Annotated in this window: 15 protein-coding genes; 10 read left to right on the top strand and 5 right to left on the bottom strand. The window is 25.3% G+C overall.

All coding sequences use genetic code 11. The features are described from left to right. The first annotated feature begins 23 nt into the window (after window positions 1–23). A complete protein-coding gene (gene carB / locus Q0087_RS04805; protein ID WP_297898540.1) occupies window positions 24–3,212 on the top strand; it encodes a carbamoyl-phosphate synthase large subunit in 3,189 nt (1,062 codons plus the stop codon). A 358-nt stretch (window positions 3,213–3,570) separates the two neighbouring features. Here carB and Q0087_RS04800 read toward each other — a convergent pair whose 3' ends face one another. Next, a complete protein-coding gene (locus Q0087_RS04800) occupies window positions 3,571–3,834 on the bottom strand; it encodes a TetR/AcrR family transcriptional regulator C-terminal domain-containing protein (RefSeq protein ID WP_297898539.1) in 264 nt (87 codons plus the stop codon). Between the two features lie 267 nt (window positions 3,835–4,101). Between Q0087_RS04800 and Q0087_RS04795 the strand changes: the two genes are divergently transcribed. From Q0087_RS04795 to Q0087_RS04780, 4 genes are all read left to right on the top strand, one after another. After that, window positions 4,102–5,355 (top strand): amidohydrolase family protein, encoded by a 1,254-nt coding sequence (locus tag Q0087_RS04795; protein ID WP_297898538.1) that lies wholly within the window; start codon window positions 4,102–4,104, stop codon window positions 5,353–5,355. A gap of 272 nt (window positions 5,356–5,627) precedes the next feature. Beyond that, window positions 5,628–6,059 carry a universal stress protein gene (locus Q0087_RS04790; protein WP_297898537.1) on the top strand — a complete coding sequence of 144 codons (432 nt, stop codon included), beginning with the start codon at window positions 5,628–5,630 and terminating at the stop codon, window positions 6,057–6,059. Window positions 6,060–6,389: 330 nt separating this feature from the next. Continuing rightward, entirely contained in the window at window positions 6,390–7,226 is an 837-nt protein-coding gene (locus tag Q0087_RS04785) for a CBS domain-containing protein (RefSeq protein ID WP_297898536.1), read from the top strand. A gap of 965 nt (window positions 7,227–8,191) precedes the next feature. Further along, a complete protein-coding gene (locus Q0087_RS04780; protein ID WP_297898535.1) occupies window positions 8,192–8,620 on the top strand; it encodes a hypothetical protein in 429 nt (142 codons plus the stop codon). 131 nt (window positions 8,621–8,751) lie between these two features. On the opposite strand, the gene larE is transcribed toward Q0087_RS04780, so the two are convergent. The 4 genes from larE to Q0087_RS04760 form a co-directional block, all read right to left on the bottom strand. Then, entirely contained in the window at window positions 8,752–9,804 is a 1,053-nt protein-coding gene (gene larE, locus Q0087_RS04775) for an ATP-dependent sacrificial sulfur transferase LarE (RefSeq protein ID WP_297898534.1), read from the bottom strand. A gap of 166 nt (window positions 9,805–9,970) precedes the next feature. Continuing rightward, complete coding sequence (locus Q0087_RS04770) at window positions 9,971–10,606, bottom strand: TfuA-related McrA-glycine thioamidation protein (protein WP_297898533.1); 636 nt, start codon at window positions 10,604–10,606, stop codon at window positions 9,971–9,973. Window positions 10,607–10,690: 84 nt separating this feature from the next. Beyond that, entirely contained in the window at window positions 10,691–11,914 is a 1,224-nt protein-coding gene (locus tag Q0087_RS04765; protein WP_297898532.1) for a YcaO-related McrA-glycine thioamidation protein, read from the bottom strand. A 28-nt stretch (window positions 11,915–11,942) separates the two neighbouring features. After that, entirely contained in the window at window positions 11,943–12,581 is a 639-nt protein-coding gene (locus Q0087_RS04760; protein WP_297898531.1) for a site-2 protease family protein, read from the bottom strand. Window positions 12,582–13,252: 671 nt separating this feature from the next. On the opposite strand from Q0087_RS04760, the gene Q0087_RS04755 reads away from it, so the two are divergent. From Q0087_RS04755 to Q0087_RS04735, 5 genes are all read left to right on the top strand, one after another. Further along, window positions 13,253–13,750, top strand: a complete 498-nt coding sequence (locus Q0087_RS04755) for an HIT family protein (RefSeq protein ID WP_297898530.1) — start codon at window positions 13,253–13,255, stop codon at window positions 13,748–13,750. A gap of 281 nt (window positions 13,751–14,031) precedes the next feature. Continuing rightward, a complete protein-coding gene (locus Q0087_RS04750) occupies window positions 14,032–15,105 on the top strand; it encodes a Xaa-Pro peptidase family protein (protein WP_297898529.1) in 1,074 nt (357 codons plus the stop codon). Between the two features lie 475 nt (window positions 15,106–15,580). Beyond that, window positions 15,581–16,510: a type II secretion system F family protein gene (locus tag Q0087_RS04745; RefSeq protein ID WP_297898528.1), complete on the top strand. Its 930-nt coding sequence runs from the start codon at window positions 15,581–15,583 to the stop codon at window positions 16,508–16,510. 84 nt (window positions 16,511–16,594) lie between these two features. Continuing rightward, window positions 16,595–16,810 carry a class III signal peptide-containing protein gene (locus Q0087_RS04740; RefSeq protein ID WP_297898527.1) on the top strand — a complete coding sequence of 72 codons (216 nt, stop codon included), beginning with the start codon at window positions 16,595–16,597 and terminating at the stop codon, window positions 16,808–16,810. 593 nt (window positions 16,811–17,403) lie between these two features. After that, entirely contained in the window at window positions 17,404–18,816 is a 1,413-nt protein-coding gene (locus tag Q0087_RS04735; protein ID WP_297898526.1) for a lactaldehyde dehydrogenase, read from the top strand. The last annotated feature ends 161 nt before the right edge of the window (window positions 18,817–18,977 follow it).

The raw sequence follows: 18,977 nt of genomic DNA, 5'->3' as shown, positions 1-18,977 counted from the left end.
TTATTATAAAATGAGGATTATAGATGCCAATTGATAAAGATATTAAAAAAGTACTTATAATCGGTTCAGGCCCGATTCAAATAGGTCAGGCTGCAGAATTTGATTATTCGGGCTCACAAGCATGTAAATCAATAAGAGAGGAAGGAATTGAAACTGTATTAGTAAATAGTAATCCTGCAACAATTCAAACTGATATGGATATGGCAGATAAAGTTTATGTAGAACCCTTAACTCCCGAAATAGTAGCTAAAATTATTGAAAAAGAAGATGTAGATGCAATTTTGCCTACAATGGGGGGACAAACAGGATTAAACATTGCTACTGGTCTTGATGAAATAGGGGCATTAGGTGATGTCAAAGTTATTGGATCATCAGTTAAAACAATAAAAGATGTAGAAGATAGGGAATTATTTGGAAACTTTATGAATAAGCTTAATGAACCAATTCCTAGATGTAAGGCTGTTGAATCCATTGATGAAGCTATTAAAGCAGTTGAAAATATTGGATATCCAGTAATTGTAAGGCCTGCTTTTACTTTAGGGGGTACTGGTGGTGGAGTAGCTAACAATAAAGAAGAACTTATTGATATTGCTTCTCATGGTTTGGATATGAGTTTCATTGGTCAAGTTCTTATTGATGAGTCTGTTCTTGGTTGGAAAGAGTTTGAATATGAAGTCATGAGGGATAAAAATGACACATGTATTATAATTTGTAGTATGGAAAATATTGACCCTATGGGTATACATACTGGTGAGAGTGTTGTTGTAGCTCCTGCTCAAAATTTAAATGATATTGAAGCTCAAAGTTTAAGGGATGCATCTATAAAAATAATAAGGGCTCTTGGAATTGAAGGTGGATGTAACATTCAATTTGCTGTTAATCCTGAAACAAGTGAATATAAAGTTATTGAAGTTAATCCAAGAGTTAGTAGGAGTAGTGCATTGGCATCTAAAGCTACTGGCTATCCTATAGCTAAAATTTCCTCTAAAATAGCTATTGGTATGACTCTTGATGAAATTCAGAATGATATTACAAAAGAAACACCTGCATCTTTTGAACCTACTATTGATTATGTTGTAGCTAAAGTTCCTCGATGGCCTTTTGATAAATTTAAAGGAATTAATCGTAAAATAGGTGTTCAAATGAAGTCTACTGGGGAGGTTATGTCTATTGGGAGAACAATAGAAGAAGCATTGCATAAAGCTATTCGTTCTCTTGACACTGGGTTTTCTGGTTTTGAAGAAATTGACTTTAGTAAAGATGATTTGAAAAATCCTACTGATGAGCGTTTATTCCAAGTATATGCAGCACTAAAAATGGGGATGCCTGTAAACAAAATTCATAATCTTACTAATATTGATACTTTTTTCATAAATAAAATTAAGAATATAGTTGATTTTGAAGAAAAAATCAATAAGGAATCTTTAAAAGATAAAGAATTATTTTTATCTGCTAAAAAAATGGGTTTTTCAAATTCAACTCTTGCTGAAATAGCAAATATTACTAATGAAGAATTTAAAGACGTGACTAGTGTTCATAATATTAAACCTTCTTACAAAATGGTTGATACTTGTGCTGCCGAATTTGAAGCTAAGACTCCATATTATTATAGTAGTTATGATGGGGGAAATGAACTCCAAGTTTCAGATAAACGTAAAATAATAATACTTGGTGCAGGTCCAATTAGAATTGGTCAAGGTATTGAATTTGATTATTGTTGTGTTCACTCTAGCTTAGCTTTGAAAGAAGAAGGTATTGAAACAATAATAGTTAATAATAATCCTGAAACTGTAAGTACTGATTATGATATTTCTGATAAACTTTTTTTCGAACCATTAACATTTGAAGATGTAATGGCAATTGTAGAAAAAGAAAAACCAGAAGGAGTTGTAGTTCAATTTGGTGGTCAAACTTCTATTAATCTTGCTGTTCCTTTAGCTAATGCAGGAGTAAAAATACTCGGGACTCCCTATGAAAGCATAGATAGGGTTGAAGATAGGGAGAGATTTACTGAGGTTTTGAATAAACTTAACATTCCTCAAGCTCCATATGGTTTGGCAATGTCATTTGATGATGCAAGAAATGCTGCTAAGGACATTGGGTTCCCAGTTCTTGTTCGCCCATCTTATGTTATTGGTGGAAGAGCAATGGAAATTGTTTATGATGACTATGAACTTAAAGAGTATATGGAAGAAGCAGTTAAGGTATCTCCTGAACATCCAATTCTTGTAGATAAATTTTTGGAAGGAGCAATTGAAGTTGATGTAGATATTCTTTCAGATGGGGATGATGTATTCATTGGTGGAATAATGGAGCATATTGAAGAAGCAGGAGTTCATTCTGGTGATTCTGCATGTGTAATACCACCTCAAACTATCCCTGAAGATGTTTTGGATATCATTCGTGATTATTCTCGCAAACTAGCTATTGAACTTGATGTAATTGGTTTAATGAATATACAATATGCAGTAAAACTTGATGAAGAGAGTAATAATAAGAAAGGTAAGGTTTATATTATTGAAGCTAATCCAAGAGCCAGTAGAACTATTCCATTTGTTAGTAAAGCTATAGGAAAACCATTAGCTAAAATAGCCTCACAGTTAATAATTGGTAAAAAGTTAAAAGATTTTGGCTTGATTGATGAGATTAAAATTAATCATGTTGCTGTAAAAGAATCTGTTTTCCCATTTTTAAAACTTCCTGAAGCAGATGCAGTTCTTGGCCCTGAGATGAAGTCTACTGGTGAAAGCATGGGTATAGATGAAAATTTCGGCCTTGCTTTCTACAAATCACAACTTTCAGCTAGTATGGATTTACCAAAAGAAGGGACTATTTTTATTAGTGTAAGGGAAGAAGATAAGTCTAAAATTCAAGACATTGTCGAAAAGGCATCTGAACTTGGATTTGATTTAATAGCTACTCCTGGAACTGCTAAAGCGGTTGATGGTGTTAAAATTGGAGAAATTAGTAAAATAAGTCAGGATTCTCCTAATGTTAGCGATAAAATACTTTCTAAAGAAGTTGATTTAATTATTAATACTCCTTCTGGTAAAGTATCTGCTGCTGATGGGTATAAAATTAGACGTTTAGCAATTGAACTTGGAATTCCTTATGTTACTACATTAGCAGGTGCTAGGGCTGCTTTAAATGCTATTGAAGCTATTAAAAATAGTGAACTTAAGGTGAAATCTTTGGATGAATATGTTGAATAAACTTAGAAAACCTTCTAATCTTTATTTTTAATTTTTAATTTCCTTATTTTTCTCTTTTATTAATTCTTATTATTTTTTTATTATTTTTCCATTATTATTTTAGATTTTACTAATTTCTTTGAAATTCACATAAGTTTTCAGTGTCAATTTTAGAAAAGTGTCAATTTTAGAAATTTATTAATCTATTCTTCTTTGATTGTTTTTTATTATTTCAAAATATAATAAAAATTAATTATTATAAAATTAAATGAAATAGTATAATATGCCAAATAAAAAATTAAATGATTATATGTAATTATTATTTTTTAAAAAAACAATTAAATAATAAAAAAGTATTCTATTTAAATATTTAATTTTTTTATTTTATTACTTTTTTAATGATTTTAAGGTTTGAATCTATGAGCTGGTCTGCTTTATAATTAGAATTTATCCATATATCAACAATTCCTCTCATATTTGAGAAAATGAAAAAAGAAATCTCTTTTGAGTCAATATTACAATTTATTTCCTTTTTATTTTTTGCTTCATCTATTAATTCTTTTAAAAGATTTAAAATATTTTCTGCAGTATCAATGAATAAATGTCTATACTCTGGATTTTGGTGATATATTCCAATAAACATTAAATAATATTTTTTTATACATTATATTAATTTATAGATTAATTTTTTAATGAAATAATATATAATTGGGTATTATCATTTTATAATTATTATTTTTGCTTTATAATTATTATTTCTGAAATCTTTTCTATTATTTATTTTTTATAGTCTTTTTGATATTTTGGTCATCTAAAAAATCATAATTATTTATTAGTAATATGGTAAGTATTTACTAAATAATAACATTTTTACTAAATAATAAATATTAGTTTAAACATACTATTTTTAATGATAACCATAGCTAATGGAACAGTTTTATGTGGTGTTGATTTAGTAGCTAAAAATGTGAATTTATTAATTGATGATGGAAAGATAATTGAGATTTCTAAAGAGGTTTTAGAAGGAAAAATTATTGATGCTACTAATTATATTGTGTGTCCTACTTTTTTAAATGCACATGTTCATATTGGAGATTCTGTTGTAAAAGATATGGGTGATGGAAAAACTATTGAAGAAATAGTTAAACCTCCAAATGGTTTAAAACACCTTGCTCTTAAAAATGCTTCTGATGAAGATATAATTAATTCAATGAAAACTTCTATGAAAGAAATGCTTCGAACTGGAACTACTCATTTTATTGATTATAGGGAAGGAGGCATAAAAGGAATTAAATTGCTTAAAAAAGCAGCTAAGGATATTCCAATAAATCCTATAATCTTAGGTAGGGATGATATTTTTCATGAAGAAGATCCCGATTTATCTAAAGTAAAAATAGCTATTAGGAAACTTTTGAAAATATGTGATGGAATAGCTCCTAGTGGATTTGGAGAATTAAATGATGAAGTAGCTAGTTTAATTGCTTTTGAATGTAAAAAAATGAATAAAATTTCTTCTATTCACACTGGAGAATATGAAAATCTTCAAAATGATTCTTTAAAAAAAACAGGAAAAACTGAAGTTCAGAGAGCCATTAATTTCGGTTTTGATCAATTAATTCATGTTACTGCTCCTTTGAATAATGATTTGGATTTAATTAAATGTTTTGAAAAAAATATTGTGCTTTGTCCTAGATCAAATGGAGCTTTTTCAGTTGGAATTCCCCCACTTTTAGATATTATAAAAAGAAAAATTAAACCTCTAATTGGAACAGATAATATAATGATTAATTCTCCTAATATTTTTCGAGAGATGGAGTTTACATTAAAAATGATGAGAGGATTTTATAAGGAATATGTGTCTCCTTTAGAAATATTGAAAATGTCAACAACTAATATTTCTTCTTCAGTTTATAATTGTGATTATATGGGGAATAATGAGAATAATGATAAAGAATATTTAGATGTAAATATTGATAAAAAAAATATTTTTCCTACTAATATTTCTGAAAAAATTAACAAATCGATAATCCAAGAAGAAAATAATGCAGAGTTATTTTTATCAAGAAAATTATCAGAAAATCCATATTTAAGTTTGATTAATAGAACTGAAATAAAAGATATTATATGCTTATTAAATAAAGATAAATTAATATATTATGATTAATAAATGTACTTGTATCTATTATGTTATTTAATTTTATGACTAATAATCATGTAAATATACTATTTGTTATTTAATTTTATGACTAATATTTTGTTAATATGTGTTATGTTATTTGATTATCTAATTGAGGCTTTATGATTTAGTTAATCAAAATTTCATAAAATATTATAATATTTATTAATAAACTATCACATATCATATTGGTAGTAACTAGAAAAAATCATATTAAATTTATTAATGATTGGTTTAACAATCATTGATGAGGGAATAAAATGTATAAAAAAATATTATTGCCTACTGATGGTTCAAAATTTGCAGAAAAAGCAGAAAAACATGCTCTATTTCTTGCAGAAGCAAGTGGGGCGGAAATTGTAGCGTTAAGTGTTGTTGAAACAAGTTTTTCTATAGGTCTTCCTTCTGATGATACAATATTTCAAATAAATCAACTACTCAAGAAAGAAACTGAGAAAAATCTTCAAAAAGTCGAAAAAATGAAAGATGAAACTAATAGTGATGTTAAAATAACATTAAAAGTGGATGAAGGATCTCCTGCGGAAGTTATTTTAGAGACTATTGAAAAAGAAAACATTGACTTGGTTGTAATGGGTAGCTCTGGAAAAACAGGTTTTGATAGGTTTATTATGGGTAGTGTAGCTGAAAAAGTTGTCAAAGCCGCAGAATGCTCAGTTCTTGTTGTTTATTAATATTATAATTATAATCCAAATATAAACAATTTTTTGATTAAATAGTTAACTATTGATAATTAATTATTGATTATTCGATAATTATTTTATTAATTATCATATGCATTGATTTTGAATCCATATTTTTAGATTAAATCTATTTATGTATATTTTAGGCTTAATAGCAAAGTTTTTAATGTTTTTTGCATATGATTTATGACAATTTAGATGATTTATAATAATGTATAGTTATGTTGATATTAGTTTAATTTATGAGTTTTATTAATTAACATATAATTTGTTAATTTGTATATTCTTGATTTAATTGGTGTTTTTTAATTGGTGTTTTAAATGTTAATCAAAGATATAGTTTCTAAAGATCCAATTCATGTTTCTGTTCCTGGAAATCGTGAAAAAGCTTTAGAACTAATGAGAAAACAAAAGATTTCAGGATTACCTGTTACTAAGGAAGGAACTAATCTATTAGTAGGAATATTAACTAGGTCAGATCTAATTGAGAACCCTGATGAAGAGCAGATTGCTCTTATAATGTCTAGAGATATTATTACTGCTGAATTGAATGATGATGTTTCTGATGTTGCTCTTAAAATGGTAGAAAATAATATAAGAAGGGTCCCTGTTGTTAAAAATGGTGATTTAATTGGAATAGTAACTTCTTCAGATATTGTTTCTCTAGCTATTTCGGAAATGAGTATCAATGACCCTATTGAGGGATATATGATAAAAAATGTCCCAACTATTTGGGATCAATCTCCTTTAAATGTAGCATTTGAAGTAATGAGATTTTTTAATCTTAAATGTGTCATTGCTTTAAATAATGATGCTAAGATGAGTGGAATTCTTACAGAAACAGATTTTATTAATGAAAGTGAAGTTGTATCTGAAACTAGTGTTCATAATTCTAGTGTTGGAACAGAGGGAGATAAATGGTCTTGGGATAGTACAAGTGTTCTTTATGTTGAAAAAAATCATCTGAAATTTTCTGATAAAGTAGTTAAAGACGTTTCAACCGTTAAAGTTGCTACTGCAAATACTAAAACTAAAGTTTCAGATTGTGCTAAAAGAATGAGAATTGAAAATATTGAACAGATTCCAGTAATTAGTGTTGAAGGGGATTTAGTTGGATTACTAAGGGCTAATGATCTTCTTAGAGCATTAACTGATTAAAATAAGATATTTTTAATATTTTTCATTTTTAATATTTTTGTCTTAAGTTTATTATTTTTATATTTTTAATATTATTATTTTTATATTATTTTTATTTTTATATTATTATTTTTTTATTCTAATTTTCTTTTTTTGCTTTGATATCTTTGGTTTTATATTTAAATCTTCATTATTTCTGATTTTTTTTATAAAGATATGTTAAATAAGAAGTATATTTTCATTCATATTTATAATAAGTGAGAGAGTTTGCTCTCAATTAACCTTTGAAATATAAAAGAAGCTATTTTTTTTGTCTTGTTGTGGAAGAACTATATAATATTTTTGCTAATTGAGAGCATATTGAGTGATATGATTTGTTATGTGTTTTGGATATCACCATTTATTATTATTAATCTCATGCTATATAAATATTTAGGTATACCTAAACTATTTTTATAAATATTTTAATATATTTAAAATTTTTATAAATAATAAAAAATCAAAGATTTTTGAATCTATAAAAAAACAAGTTTTTTATAAATAATAAAATAATTCGTATTTTAAACTTATAAAAGATAAAAAATTTTTTATAAATAATGAAATATTTTTTAATAATATTTTAAGATCAATAATTCTATAGAATATATAACATTAATTTTTAAAATAGATTAATTAAGGAAGATGATGTCCTCAATTTATATTCCTCTTATATTTCGAAGGTTTTTGTTTTGGATAGTTTAAGGAATATTCTATAAAATTTATGTGGGTTTTTATAGATTAATTGAGGACGATGATATCATTGTTTCAATGATTTATTTGTTTTGATATCAACAATATATATTATAATTTATAGTATATAAATTTTTCAATTTTATTTTAAAAAAATTAAATTACATTTGAATCAAAAATTATCTGAATATTATAAATATAAGACTATTTTATAAAAATCCGAAAATATTATTTAGTATTAATTACATAGTATTATTATGGAAGATAAACCTTCATTAATAATTAAAACTAAAAAGAACAATATAATGGTAATAGCTAAATATAATGAAGCGATAGCTGAGCATGATATACAGCTAAAGCTAGTTTTAGGATACTATTGGAAGAATAATTTACCTTTCATAGAGAAATTTATGGAGCTATTGGAAACTGTTATAAAAAGATCTTTGAATCAAGTTTTTCCTCATAAAAAACTATCTATAAAATATAATATAGAATCTAATGATGACTTAGAAGAATCATCTCTTTTCAATATTACTCTTCTAGAAGTAAAAGCTGATGATGAATTGTTAAATTTATCAGGAAACATTATCACTCTTGAAGGCATAGACCATAGAGGGGCAATGTCTAAAATGACAAGTTTTAGAAGAAAAGTAAATGAAACATTTGAAAAAGAGCTAGTTTCTTAATTAGATTATATTTTTTATAATTATTATCCTAATTTAGATTTTATTTATTTTATATTTTTACTAATTTTTATTTAGATTTTATTTATTTTCTTTTTTTAAAATTTTTAATAAGTATTTATAAAATATTATATTCAAATTACTCTTCTAATCATTGGTAAAACTTTTATTAAGATATTTTGGGCATCTTCTTTATCTTTTACTTTACGAGCAACTATTTTTCCATTTTCAAAAATAGTAACATTACGACCATCAATATCTAACATAGCTACTCCCATTTTTTCAGAGCATTTTACTTTTCCTAATTTTTCAAAGTTGGGACACGTTTTTCCAATATTGATTTTATAAGGAAGTTCATTTTCAAACATTATTTTATTTGCTTCATCTTTACAAGGTTTGTAAATAACTATTTCTTTTTTTTCTGGATCTGTTTTTCCAATGTCTAATGTAATTTTTTCAAAATTAACAGCTTTTAATTCACTTTGAATTAATTCTAGAGTATTTTTATTAAGTATAGGTTCAATATTATCTAATTCAATCTGCGCAGTATTAAATATATCTCTTACTCGAACTGTGTCATCTTTAGTTATGCTCTTTATAAAATCTTCAGCATATTTAATTCTATTAATCTTTTTAGCATTTATCTCTTCGCCAGTTTTTATTCTAGTAGCTAAACAAGTAGTTGATTTTGAATATTCAATCTTTTGTTTATTCAAAAACTCTAAAACATCATCTTTTTCAATACCTGCATTTACCAATGGACTTAAAATATTATTTTCATAATTTATCATTATTCCTGGCCTATCTTCAAGTAAATCACTAATATTTGTACCGTCCACTATTACTTTAAAACCCTTTTCTGTAGCTATTCTTTTTATTGCAGAATACATCATACTCCTGCATAAATAACATCTATTATCTTTGTTTTCTGTAAATTTTTTAACTTCTAAAAAATTTTGGTTTATTGTTTCATGTTCTAATCCTAATGAATTTGAAATTTTTTTAGTATTTGATAAAAAGTTCGTGGGCATTATTTCATTATTGAATGTTATTAAAAGTACTTTTTTACTTACTTTTTTTGCCAAATAAGCAACCAATGTACTATCTGCACCTCCAGAAAAAGCAATAGCTATATTTTTATCTTTTAATATTTCTTCAGCTTTTTCTATTTTTTCATCTAAATTCATTATATCACACATAGATATTTAATAAATAATCATTTTAAAATTAAGTAAAATCTAATTAAAGAATAATTTAGAATAACAATTGCCTTTTTTATTATAAATTTATACTCTAATTATTTTATATTATAATTATTTTACACTCTAATTATTTTATATTCCAATTATTTTATTATAATTGTTTAATGTATTCTAAAACAGCTATTGCATCTTGTTTTTTTATATCAACAAGTTCTACTATTAAATTTATTAGCTTTTCTTTTTTTTCTTTATCAATATTTGATTCTTTAAATATATTATAATAAGTTCTTTTAGGATAATAAATAGATTTTGCTATCTTAATAAGTTCTTCTTTATCTTTTTTATTGATTATATTTGATTTCAATGCTTCTTCAAATTTATAATCAATATTAACTAATGCTTCAGATAAAGGCTCACCAGTAGAACTATCAAAAATAATTGCAACATCATCATCAGATTCAATTTTTCCAGAGGTGTATTGATTATAGACATAACCTACTCCTTTCATTCCTAGACTGTCTAATTCTGATGCCCTAAGAGCACCCATACTTCCTCCACCAACTACTATTATTCCTTTTTCAATGGCTTTAATTATTTCTTTATGCCCAACTGCAGGATTTTGATGAAAAACACCATCTATTATTCCAATAATGTCTGCTGAATCACTAATTGCTTTCAAAATATCTCCTCTTTTGATTGGAGGTCGATATTCTGCTTTTAAAATTTTTGATGCCTCTTCAATAGATAATGAAGGTCCAGTAAATATTATTATATTTTTTTCAGACATAATATCCTTTTTTAGATAAATTATTTCTAGAGTTTTTATCTTTTAGATTTTCATAATTTTATATTATCCTATTTTTTATTTTTATTATATACTCATCCAACGTTTTCCAACTCTATCTGGGTCAATTGAAAAATTTTCAGTTCCTGGAATAACAACTCTAACAACATTGATGCCAATTTCTTTCCTTGTCAAATCTTTAAACAAAATTTTATTAAGATTATTTCTTTTTAATTCATTTTGTGTTATTTGAATATCCTTTTTCAAGGATTTAGTACTTTTATCTTTAATATCACTCAAATTAATTAAATTCTCATTATTTTGTTCAAAGTAATGTTTATTCATTTTTTTCATACGTTCATAGCCTGCTTTTCGCATTAAAACAGCTCTTGAAGTATCTTCCCTTGTTCCATGAATTTGTGTAGCTCTACTCTGGGCCACTTCAGTTAAAGCTCTCATAACTGCAATTTCTGGATTCAGATGTGTTCCAATTCCAAGTGTTAAAAGTGCAGGATCTTTAAGTAGGGTATCATCTGCTGTAGCAGCAATTGTTGGAATCTCAATATCTGCAGTTAAATCCATTAAATTTATGTCAATAGATTCTTTTTTAAATTTTTCAAGCAATTCATTGATTAATGGGTTTTTGATATTATCAACATTGATTTCGTTTTTATTTTTTTTAGTTAATTCAAAAATACTCCATGCATCTCTTTCTATTACTTCAAACATTCCATGAAGAACTGCTTCTTCTAAGACATTTCCCGAAGCTAAACCATTTGTGTTTCCTTTAAAGATAGCTGATGTAGTATTATTGTCTTTTGGGATATATGGATGAAAAATAGAGTTTGATGGAATGTAATAATCCTCTTCTGTGATTATATCTCTTGCAAAAGTCCATTCTATTTTTTTTTCTTTTTGAAAATCTATATTTTCTACTTCTCGTGATATTATTAATTCTTCAGGATGTATAAATTTTTCATTTTCCATCTCATTTAATGTAGCCAATTTAGAATTTTCATCATCAATATCCTGTTTTTCTGCAGAATATCTCTCAAAACCTTCCATCATGGCTGAAGCTTTTGCTTGATCTTTTTTAGCTCCCTTACCTGCATAAATACTAACTCCACCATCTTGTGCAGTTGGACGAATAGCTGAAAATACAGGAATACCAATTCTATCCAAATGGGTTATCTCTGTAACTCTTGTTATTCCTGCTATTTTAAGTTTATCTTCATATTTTTCTATGGTTTTTGAAGGTTCAATAGCTCTATGAGTACATGAAAAGTAGTTGATTTGGATATCTGAAAACATTTTAACCACTTAATTTTAATTTTTTTATTTAAAAAAAGAATCCTGTAAATGAGAAATAAACCATAATTCCTGCTACTGCTACTGTAACTATCCATATAAATGGGTCCCATCTAAATACTTTAGCTCCATCTAAAATACCAATAGGTATTAAATTGAATAATGCTAAGAATGCATTAATTGAAAAACCTAATATGCATGTTTCGAATAATATTGTTGCCCAAGAAGGTGTATAAAATAATGGGTTAAATATGCCAATATAAAAATTACTTAATAATAAAGCAGCAGCTAAAAATATCAATGATAAAGCTATGTTAGTTAAAGGTCCGGATATAGATATTATTCCATTTTCTCTATCGGTCATATATTGTCCATAAATATGAACTGCACCAGGTGCTGCAAAAATAAAACCAAATGCCGTACTAATTAATGCAATAAATAATCCCGGGGTCCATGTTTTATACTCTGCCCAATAACCGTATCTCATAGCAGTTATTTTATGGGCTATTTCATGAAGTATAAATCCTAATCCAACACCAACCATTACCATAGGTAATATATTAACTATTTTAGTAAAATCTAACTTTGAATAAAGTATTGAAAAAGCGAGAGATATAACAAAAAATGATATAAATAAGTCTCTTATTTCATTAGAACTAAATTTAAACATATATTTATAATTATTATCTGAAGCTTATAAATTTTTGCAATATTTTTCTATTTTATGGAATCCTCTAATATTTTTGTAATAGTTCTATAAAGAATTCCTATAGATATTTATATAATATATTCAAATTTCTATTATTTTTTCTATTTATGATATTATAAAATATAATAAAATAAATAATATTGCCGTATATTTAATTTATTATTATTTAGTGGAGGTTCCCTATTCCTATATTAGATATTTTTATCAATTTTAAAATATGGGGTATATTATTCTTAAGTAATTTATAAATTTTCTTAAATAGGAATAGGGTTAATGTTTTTATTCTGTTTTAAATCCTATGCTCTTTATTAATTATATGGGATACTATTATTATACAATATGCGAAAATATGGTAAAAATTTATTTTTTACAATTATTTTTATTTATTGAGAGGTGATTGAGCATAGGATAAATACATTTTTGTATGAACTTTTATATAAAACTTATGATTTTAATATTACTGAATATAAAAAAATAATTATTTTTATAAAAATAAAAATTATTAATAATTTAATAAATATATTTTTATAAAAGTAAACTGATCTTAGATTTTTAGTATTTTTAAGCAAACTTAAATAAAAATTTTAATAAATTTACTAAAATACTAATATTATTAATTATAATATAATAATATGAACAACAATACCGTTGTTAAAAATAGTAAGGATAAGAATGAAAATAAAACCTGTGAATTTTCTGTTGATAGTAGCTACGGTGATTTAATAGCTACAACTGAGTATTGGGAGATATTTCTAGCTCCTTCTCAAAGGTATTTAGGGACATGTGTCATCAGCTTGAAAAGAGAGTGTGGGGAACTAAAAGATTTAAAATTGGAAGAATGGCGTGATTTTGGAATATTGGTTGAAAATATGGAATTTGCCATTAAACGAATTTTTAATCCAGATTTATTTAATTGGAGTTGCTTGAAAAACTCTGTTTTTAGAAATAATAATCCTAAACCTCATATTCATTGGCATTTTATTCCCAGATACAAAAATCCTGTGGATTTTAATGGTTTAGTATTTAATGATCCTGATTTTGGTTTTTTTGCAAGGGCTATCAATAAAAAAATCCCTTCAAAAATTAAAAATGATTTGATTATCATTATCAAAGAAAATTTAGATATTTAAAATGGTTATTTGAATTTATGTATCTAGATATTTAAATACCTATTTTAAGTTAGATATTAACAAATTGAGATGATTAACAACAGATTAAGATATTATTTTTATTATTTTAGTATTTTTAGTATTTTTACTATTTTTATTATTTTTAGTATTTTTACTATTTTTACTATTTTTAGTATTTTTAGTATTATTTAGTTTAATGAATTTTGTATGGTGAAGTTTTAATAACTTTTTTATATTTTTTATATTCAGTTATAGTTATTTTTGTATTCAAAGGTGTAAAATTGAAAAATAAGTCAATCAATGTCAAAAATGAACGAATTAATAATATATTAAAAAAAATGAATGAAAAAAATTATGATGGGATGTTATTAACACAACCTAATAATATACAATATGTCTCGGATTATCGTCCTACTAGCTTTGCAATATGTATTTTGAAAGAAAATCCAATAATATTCACAACTGCTATGGATAAAGAATTAGCTTGTGAAACTTCATCAATTGAGGTAAAGGATTACAAATCAATTTCTACACTGAGGGATGTTTTTCATAATGAAAAATTTAAAAAAATAGCTATTGAAGGGAATCTTCCTATAAATTCTTATAATCGCCTTTTGGCTGATGAACTAAAAAAAGAGATTTGGGAATTACATGTTGAAGATTTTTTAGAAAAAGAACGTATGATTAAATCTGAAAAAGAAATTAAAATGATAAAAAAAGCAACTGATATTGCCCATAAATCATTCATAGAATTGGACATTCGTGAAAAACAAGAAAGTTCAGTAAACGATTGGGAAGTAGCTTATGAACTTGGTTATTTAATGAGAAGTAATGGTGCTAGTGAAGAATCTTTTGAGACAATAGTTGCAACTGGATCAAACTCATCTCTTCCTCATGCGAATTTAGAAAATAAAAAACTTGAAGATTTAATTCTAATGGATTGGGGAGCTAGGTATAAGGGGTATTGTTCAGATACAAGTAGGACAATGATTAATTATAATAATGAAAAACAAAAAGAAGTTTTTGACATAGTTCTCGAAGCTCATCATGAAGCTATTAAATCATTAAAGGCAGGAGAACTTGCTTGTAATATTGACAATATTGTCAGATCAGTAATTGATGAATATGGCTATGTTGAAAATTTTATTCATTCAACTGGACATAGTTTAGGTTTAGATATTCATGAAACACCTTCTATTTCAAAAAGAGACAAGTCTATCTTGGAAGAAAATATGATTGTTACAATAGAACCGGGAATTTATCTAGAAGGAGAATTTGGTGTCAGAATTGAAGATACTCTTATAATTAAGAAGAATAAATCTGAAGTTATTGGTAATCTTCCTTACAATATCTGATTTGCTATTATTTAATAAAAATTATCTTTTAATCATTTTATTTTTATATTTAGTCTATAATATCTTTTTTAAATATTTTTTTATAATATTTTTTTATATCTATACATATACTATTTTTTATATTTAAGAATATAATATTTTTTATAATATTTTTATTTTTTATTTTTATTTTTTTACTTAGTTTCCATTCTTATATTTTTCATATGAGGATAACAATTTTTATTTTTAAATTAAATTTAAAGCTTTACTTTTAAAGTGGTTTTAATTATAAATTTTACTTTAACGTAGCAATAAACATTTTAAAAATGAGTAATATTTATATTAATCACTTTATAAATTATTTTTTACTATTAAATAAATTTAAAGAACTTATTTTAGTAAATATATTATTATTCATCTTATAAATCCTATGTTTTTATTAAAATATTTGTTTTTAGTTTATTTATTATTAATATAAATTATTGTGGTATTATTTATGAGAATTGATTATTTAATAGATGTTCTGGCTGAATTTGTTGAAAATAAGATTCCTGAAAAATATTTAATCAACTTTCAAGAGCTTTTATTAGCAAGTGACATCTTAACTGTAGCTTCTAGATTATTGGTGTATTTATTCATTATAATTATCTTTTTAATTTTTTTATTTATCCTATTTTCATTTATTTTTAATTTTAATATTTTAATACTATTCCTATTTGCATTAGCTATTCCTCCGGGAGTTTTAATGATTTTTATAATATATAAATCTGAAAAAAGGAATGAAAAAATTGAAACATCTATTCCTGATTTTTTAAGGCAACTTTCATCAATGCTCAGAGTAGGCCTTAGTTTTGAAACTGCATTGGAAGAATTGTCTAAATATGGATCTGGTCCATTATATAATGAAATAAGAAGATCAGTAATTGAAATAAAAATGGGCATGAATTTTGATAAAAGTATAATGGAAATAGCTGAAAGATTGAAATCAAAGAACCTTGAAAGATCTTTTAAGCTAATAATTGAAGCTAAAAAAACTGGTGGAAGTTTAGCGGATATAATAGAAGATATTTCCAATGATTTAAGAGATTTAAATGCTTTAAAAAGAGAGAGAAAGTCTAGTGTTATGATGTCTATTATTTTTTTAGTTATTTCTGCAGTTATAGCTGCACCATTTGCACTCGGGATGATTGGAATATATTCTTCTTTTATGGAAGATTTGGGTAAGGGAAACCAATTAATTGAAACTTCAAAAATAGCTGCAGGTTCCTATATTGTTATTCATTCTATATTGGTAGGGTTAATTATTAGCATAGTAATGTATGGGAATCTAAGAAGAGGAATAAAATTTTCAATTCCATTGCTGATTTTGGCTTATGGATTATTTTATATAATAAGTAATTTCGGATCTTCTTTTTTAGGACTCTGAGCTTTAGATATTAATTTATTAGGTTTTTAAATTTCATTTTTAGTTATTTCATGATTAACAATTTATTTTAGGAGGTTTCATTAAATGTTAAAATCTTTTTTTAATATTAAATTGGATATTTTAGATGAAAATGCCCAATCAAGTTCCGAATTAATTCTTTTAATTGGGGGTATGATTGTAATAGTATTAATTGCAGTATATTTTTATAAAAATTATATTTTGAGTATTGAGGCGGAAATCAACTCTAATGAGGTTAATGAGATTAATAAATCTATTAATAATATTTATTCAAAGTTTTAATTTATTTAAAAAGTTTTAATCTATTTAAAAAATTTTAATCTATTTATATGTTATTTTAGTATATTATATATTTTATATCCTTATATTATCATTTCATTATTATCATTATTATATTTCAAATGTTTTTTCTCTATTTTTCTCTATATAATTTTTATTTATCTTTTTATTTTATCTTTATTTTTTAGTTTTTTAAGAGTCTATAGTTTTATAGTCGTTTTTTATCATATTAAATAACTTAAATTTTAATATTTTGAAAGTTTCAACAATTATTTAAATATTTGTAAATAAATATATTATTTAAAATACTGATATGCCTATTATTACAATATAACTTTTATCTAAAATTTTATATAAAATTTTATCTCAAATATTATCTCAAATTTTATCTTATATATTATTATATGTATTATTATAGGTATTATTATAAATAATATTAAAAATATTGCCAATATCCATAAATATCCATATTTAATCTCTTATATTGATTTTAATAAGTAATATTGATTGAAAATAATAATTTAAATAATAATAAGCTATATAATAACAATAAAAACAATTTAGCTAAAATTTAATTTAAAAAAGGGGATGTAAAAATGAAAATGCTAATCAATGGCCAATTTAGGGACAAAGAAGAACTTTATGATGTTAAAAACCCATATAATAACGAAACTGTAGATACAGTTCCTATTGGGGATAGAGGGGATGTTAAGCTTGCTATCAATTCTGCAAATATGGCTAAAAAAGAATTGAATGAAATGTCATCAAGAAAAGTTTCTGAAGGTCTTTATTCTGCATATGAGTCTTTAAAAAATGAAAAAAAATCAATAGCTAAACTAATAACAAAAGAAACAGGTAAACCAATTAAAGACTCAATTGGTGAGATGGAAAGGTCAGTAGAAACTTTAAAATTTGCTGCTGAGGAATCTAAAAGAATTTATGGTGAAACTGTGCCTTTAGATGCAGGACTTGGAGGTAAAGGATTTTTTGCTTTTACTCAAAAACTTCCCCTTGGAGTAGTAGCAGCTATAACTCCTTTTAATTATCCTGTAAATCTTGCTATACATAAAATAGCACCAGCTATTGCTGCAAAAAATACAACAATACTTAAACCTTCTTTACAAGCACCTCTTGCAGCTATGAGGTTATCTGAAATAATAGGTCAGGAATTTCCTGATGGGGTTATCAATACTGTTACTGGTTATGGTGGAGAGATTGGTGATGAATTAACTGTAAATAATGATATAGATAAAATATCTTTCACTGGTAGTGTAGCTACCGGGCTTTTAATTTCAAGTAGGGCAGGTATGAAAAAAATAACTTTAGAATTAGGTGGAAATGATCCATTAATTGTTTTAGATGATGCAGATATTGAAAAATCAGTTAAATCTGCTGTTTTAGGTTCTTATCTTTATTCTGGACAAGTTTGTATGGCAGTTAAAAGGATTATTGTAGATGATAAAATTGCTGATGAATTTGTAGATCTTTTTGTTAAAGAAACTGAAAAATTAAAAATTGGGGATCCAATGAACCCTAAAACGGATATTGGCCCACTTATAGACGAAAATGCTGCAAAAATGGTTGAACAATCTGTTCTAATGTCATATAAAAAAGGTGCAAGACTTTTAACTGGTGGAAATCGTGATGGAAACTTTTTTGAACCAACTATCCTTGATAATATTAGTTCGGATATGGATATTGTTGTAAATGAAACTTTTGGTCCGGTATCACCAATTATTAGGGTGAATGGTGTTGAAGAAGCAATAAATGTAGCTAATAATTCTGAATTTGGGCTTCAAGCAGGTGTTTTCACTGAAAGTATGCATAATGCCTTGAAGTGTGCTAATGAGATAGAAGCAGGTTCTGTATTTATTAACAAACAATCTACTTTTAGAACCGATAATATGCCATTTGGAGGATTTAAAATGAGTGGTATGGGAAAAGAAGGAGTTAAATATGCTGTCGATGACATGACTAAATCTAAATTAATTGGCATGAATTTGAGATAGTTATATTGATATATAATCGATTATTGTAATTATAATTATGAATTTATACTTATGTTATAATAATTATAAATTGAAATTATAGTTTTTTATAATGATTGTAAATTGGAATTATAGTTTTTTATAATGATTGTAAATTGGAATTATAGTTTTTTATAATGATT

The sequence above is a fragment of the uncultured Methanobrevibacter sp. genome, assembly GCF_937881195.1.
Lineage (GTDB): Archaea > Methanobacteriota > Methanobacteria > Methanobacteriales > Methanobacteriaceae > Methanobinarius.
The sequence above is the reverse complement of the archived record's forward strand: the minus strand, read 5'-3'. Positions and strand labels throughout refer to the sequence as shown.

What these genes read in the sequence shown, in the direction of transcription:
- carB (WP_297898540.1), top strand. Translation starts at nt 24, where the DNA reads ATGCCAATTGATAAAGATATTAAAAAAGTACTTATAATCGGTTCAGGC.
- Q0087_RS04800 (WP_297898539.1), bottom strand. Translation starts at nt 3,834, where the DNA reads ATGTTTATTGGAATATATCACCAAAATCCAGAGTATAGACATTTATTC.
- Q0087_RS04795 (WP_297898538.1), top strand. Translation starts at nt 4,102, where the DNA reads ATGATAACCATAGCTAATGGAACAGTTTTATGTGGTGTTGATTTAGTA.
- Q0087_RS04790 (WP_297898537.1), top strand. Translation starts at nt 5,628, where the DNA reads ATGTATAAAAAAATATTATTGCCTACTGATGGTTCAAAATTTGCAGAA.
- Q0087_RS04785 (WP_297898536.1), top strand. Translation starts at nt 6,390, where the DNA reads ATGTTAATCAAAGATATAGTTTCTAAAGATCCAATTCATGTTTCTGTT.
- Q0087_RS04780 (WP_297898535.1), top strand. Translation starts at nt 8,192, where the DNA reads ATGGAAGATAAACCTTCATTAATAATTAAAACTAAAAAGAACAATATA.
- larE (WP_297898534.1), bottom strand. Translation starts at nt 9,804, where the DNA reads ATGAATTTAGATGAAAAAATAGAAAAAGCTGAAGAAATATTAAAAGAT.
- Q0087_RS04770 (WP_297898533.1), bottom strand. Translation starts at nt 10,606, where the DNA reads ATGTCTGAAAAAAATATAATAATATTTACTGGACCTTCATTATCTATT.
- Q0087_RS04765 (WP_297898532.1), bottom strand. Translation starts at nt 11,914, where the DNA reads ATGTTTTCAGATATCCAAATCAACTACTTTTCATGTACTCATAGAGCT.
- Q0087_RS04760 (WP_297898531.1), bottom strand. Translation starts at nt 12,581, where the DNA reads ATGTTTAAATTTAGTTCTAATGAAATAAGAGACTTATTTATATCATTT.
- Q0087_RS04755 (WP_297898530.1), top strand. Translation starts at nt 13,253, where the DNA reads ATGAACAACAATACCGTTGTTAAAAATAGTAAGGATAAGAATGAAAAT.
- Q0087_RS04745 (WP_297898528.1), top strand. Translation starts at nt 15,581, where the DNA reads ATGAGAATTGATTATTTAATAGATGTTCTGGCTGAATTTGTTGAAAAT.
- Q0087_RS04740 (WP_297898527.1), top strand. Translation starts at nt 16,595, where the DNA reads ATGTTAAAATCTTTTTTTAATATTAAATTGGATATTTTAGATGAAAAT.
- Q0087_RS04735 (WP_297898526.1), top strand. Translation starts at nt 17,404, where the DNA reads ATGAAAATGCTAATCAATGGCCAATTTAGGGACAAAGAAGAACTTTAT.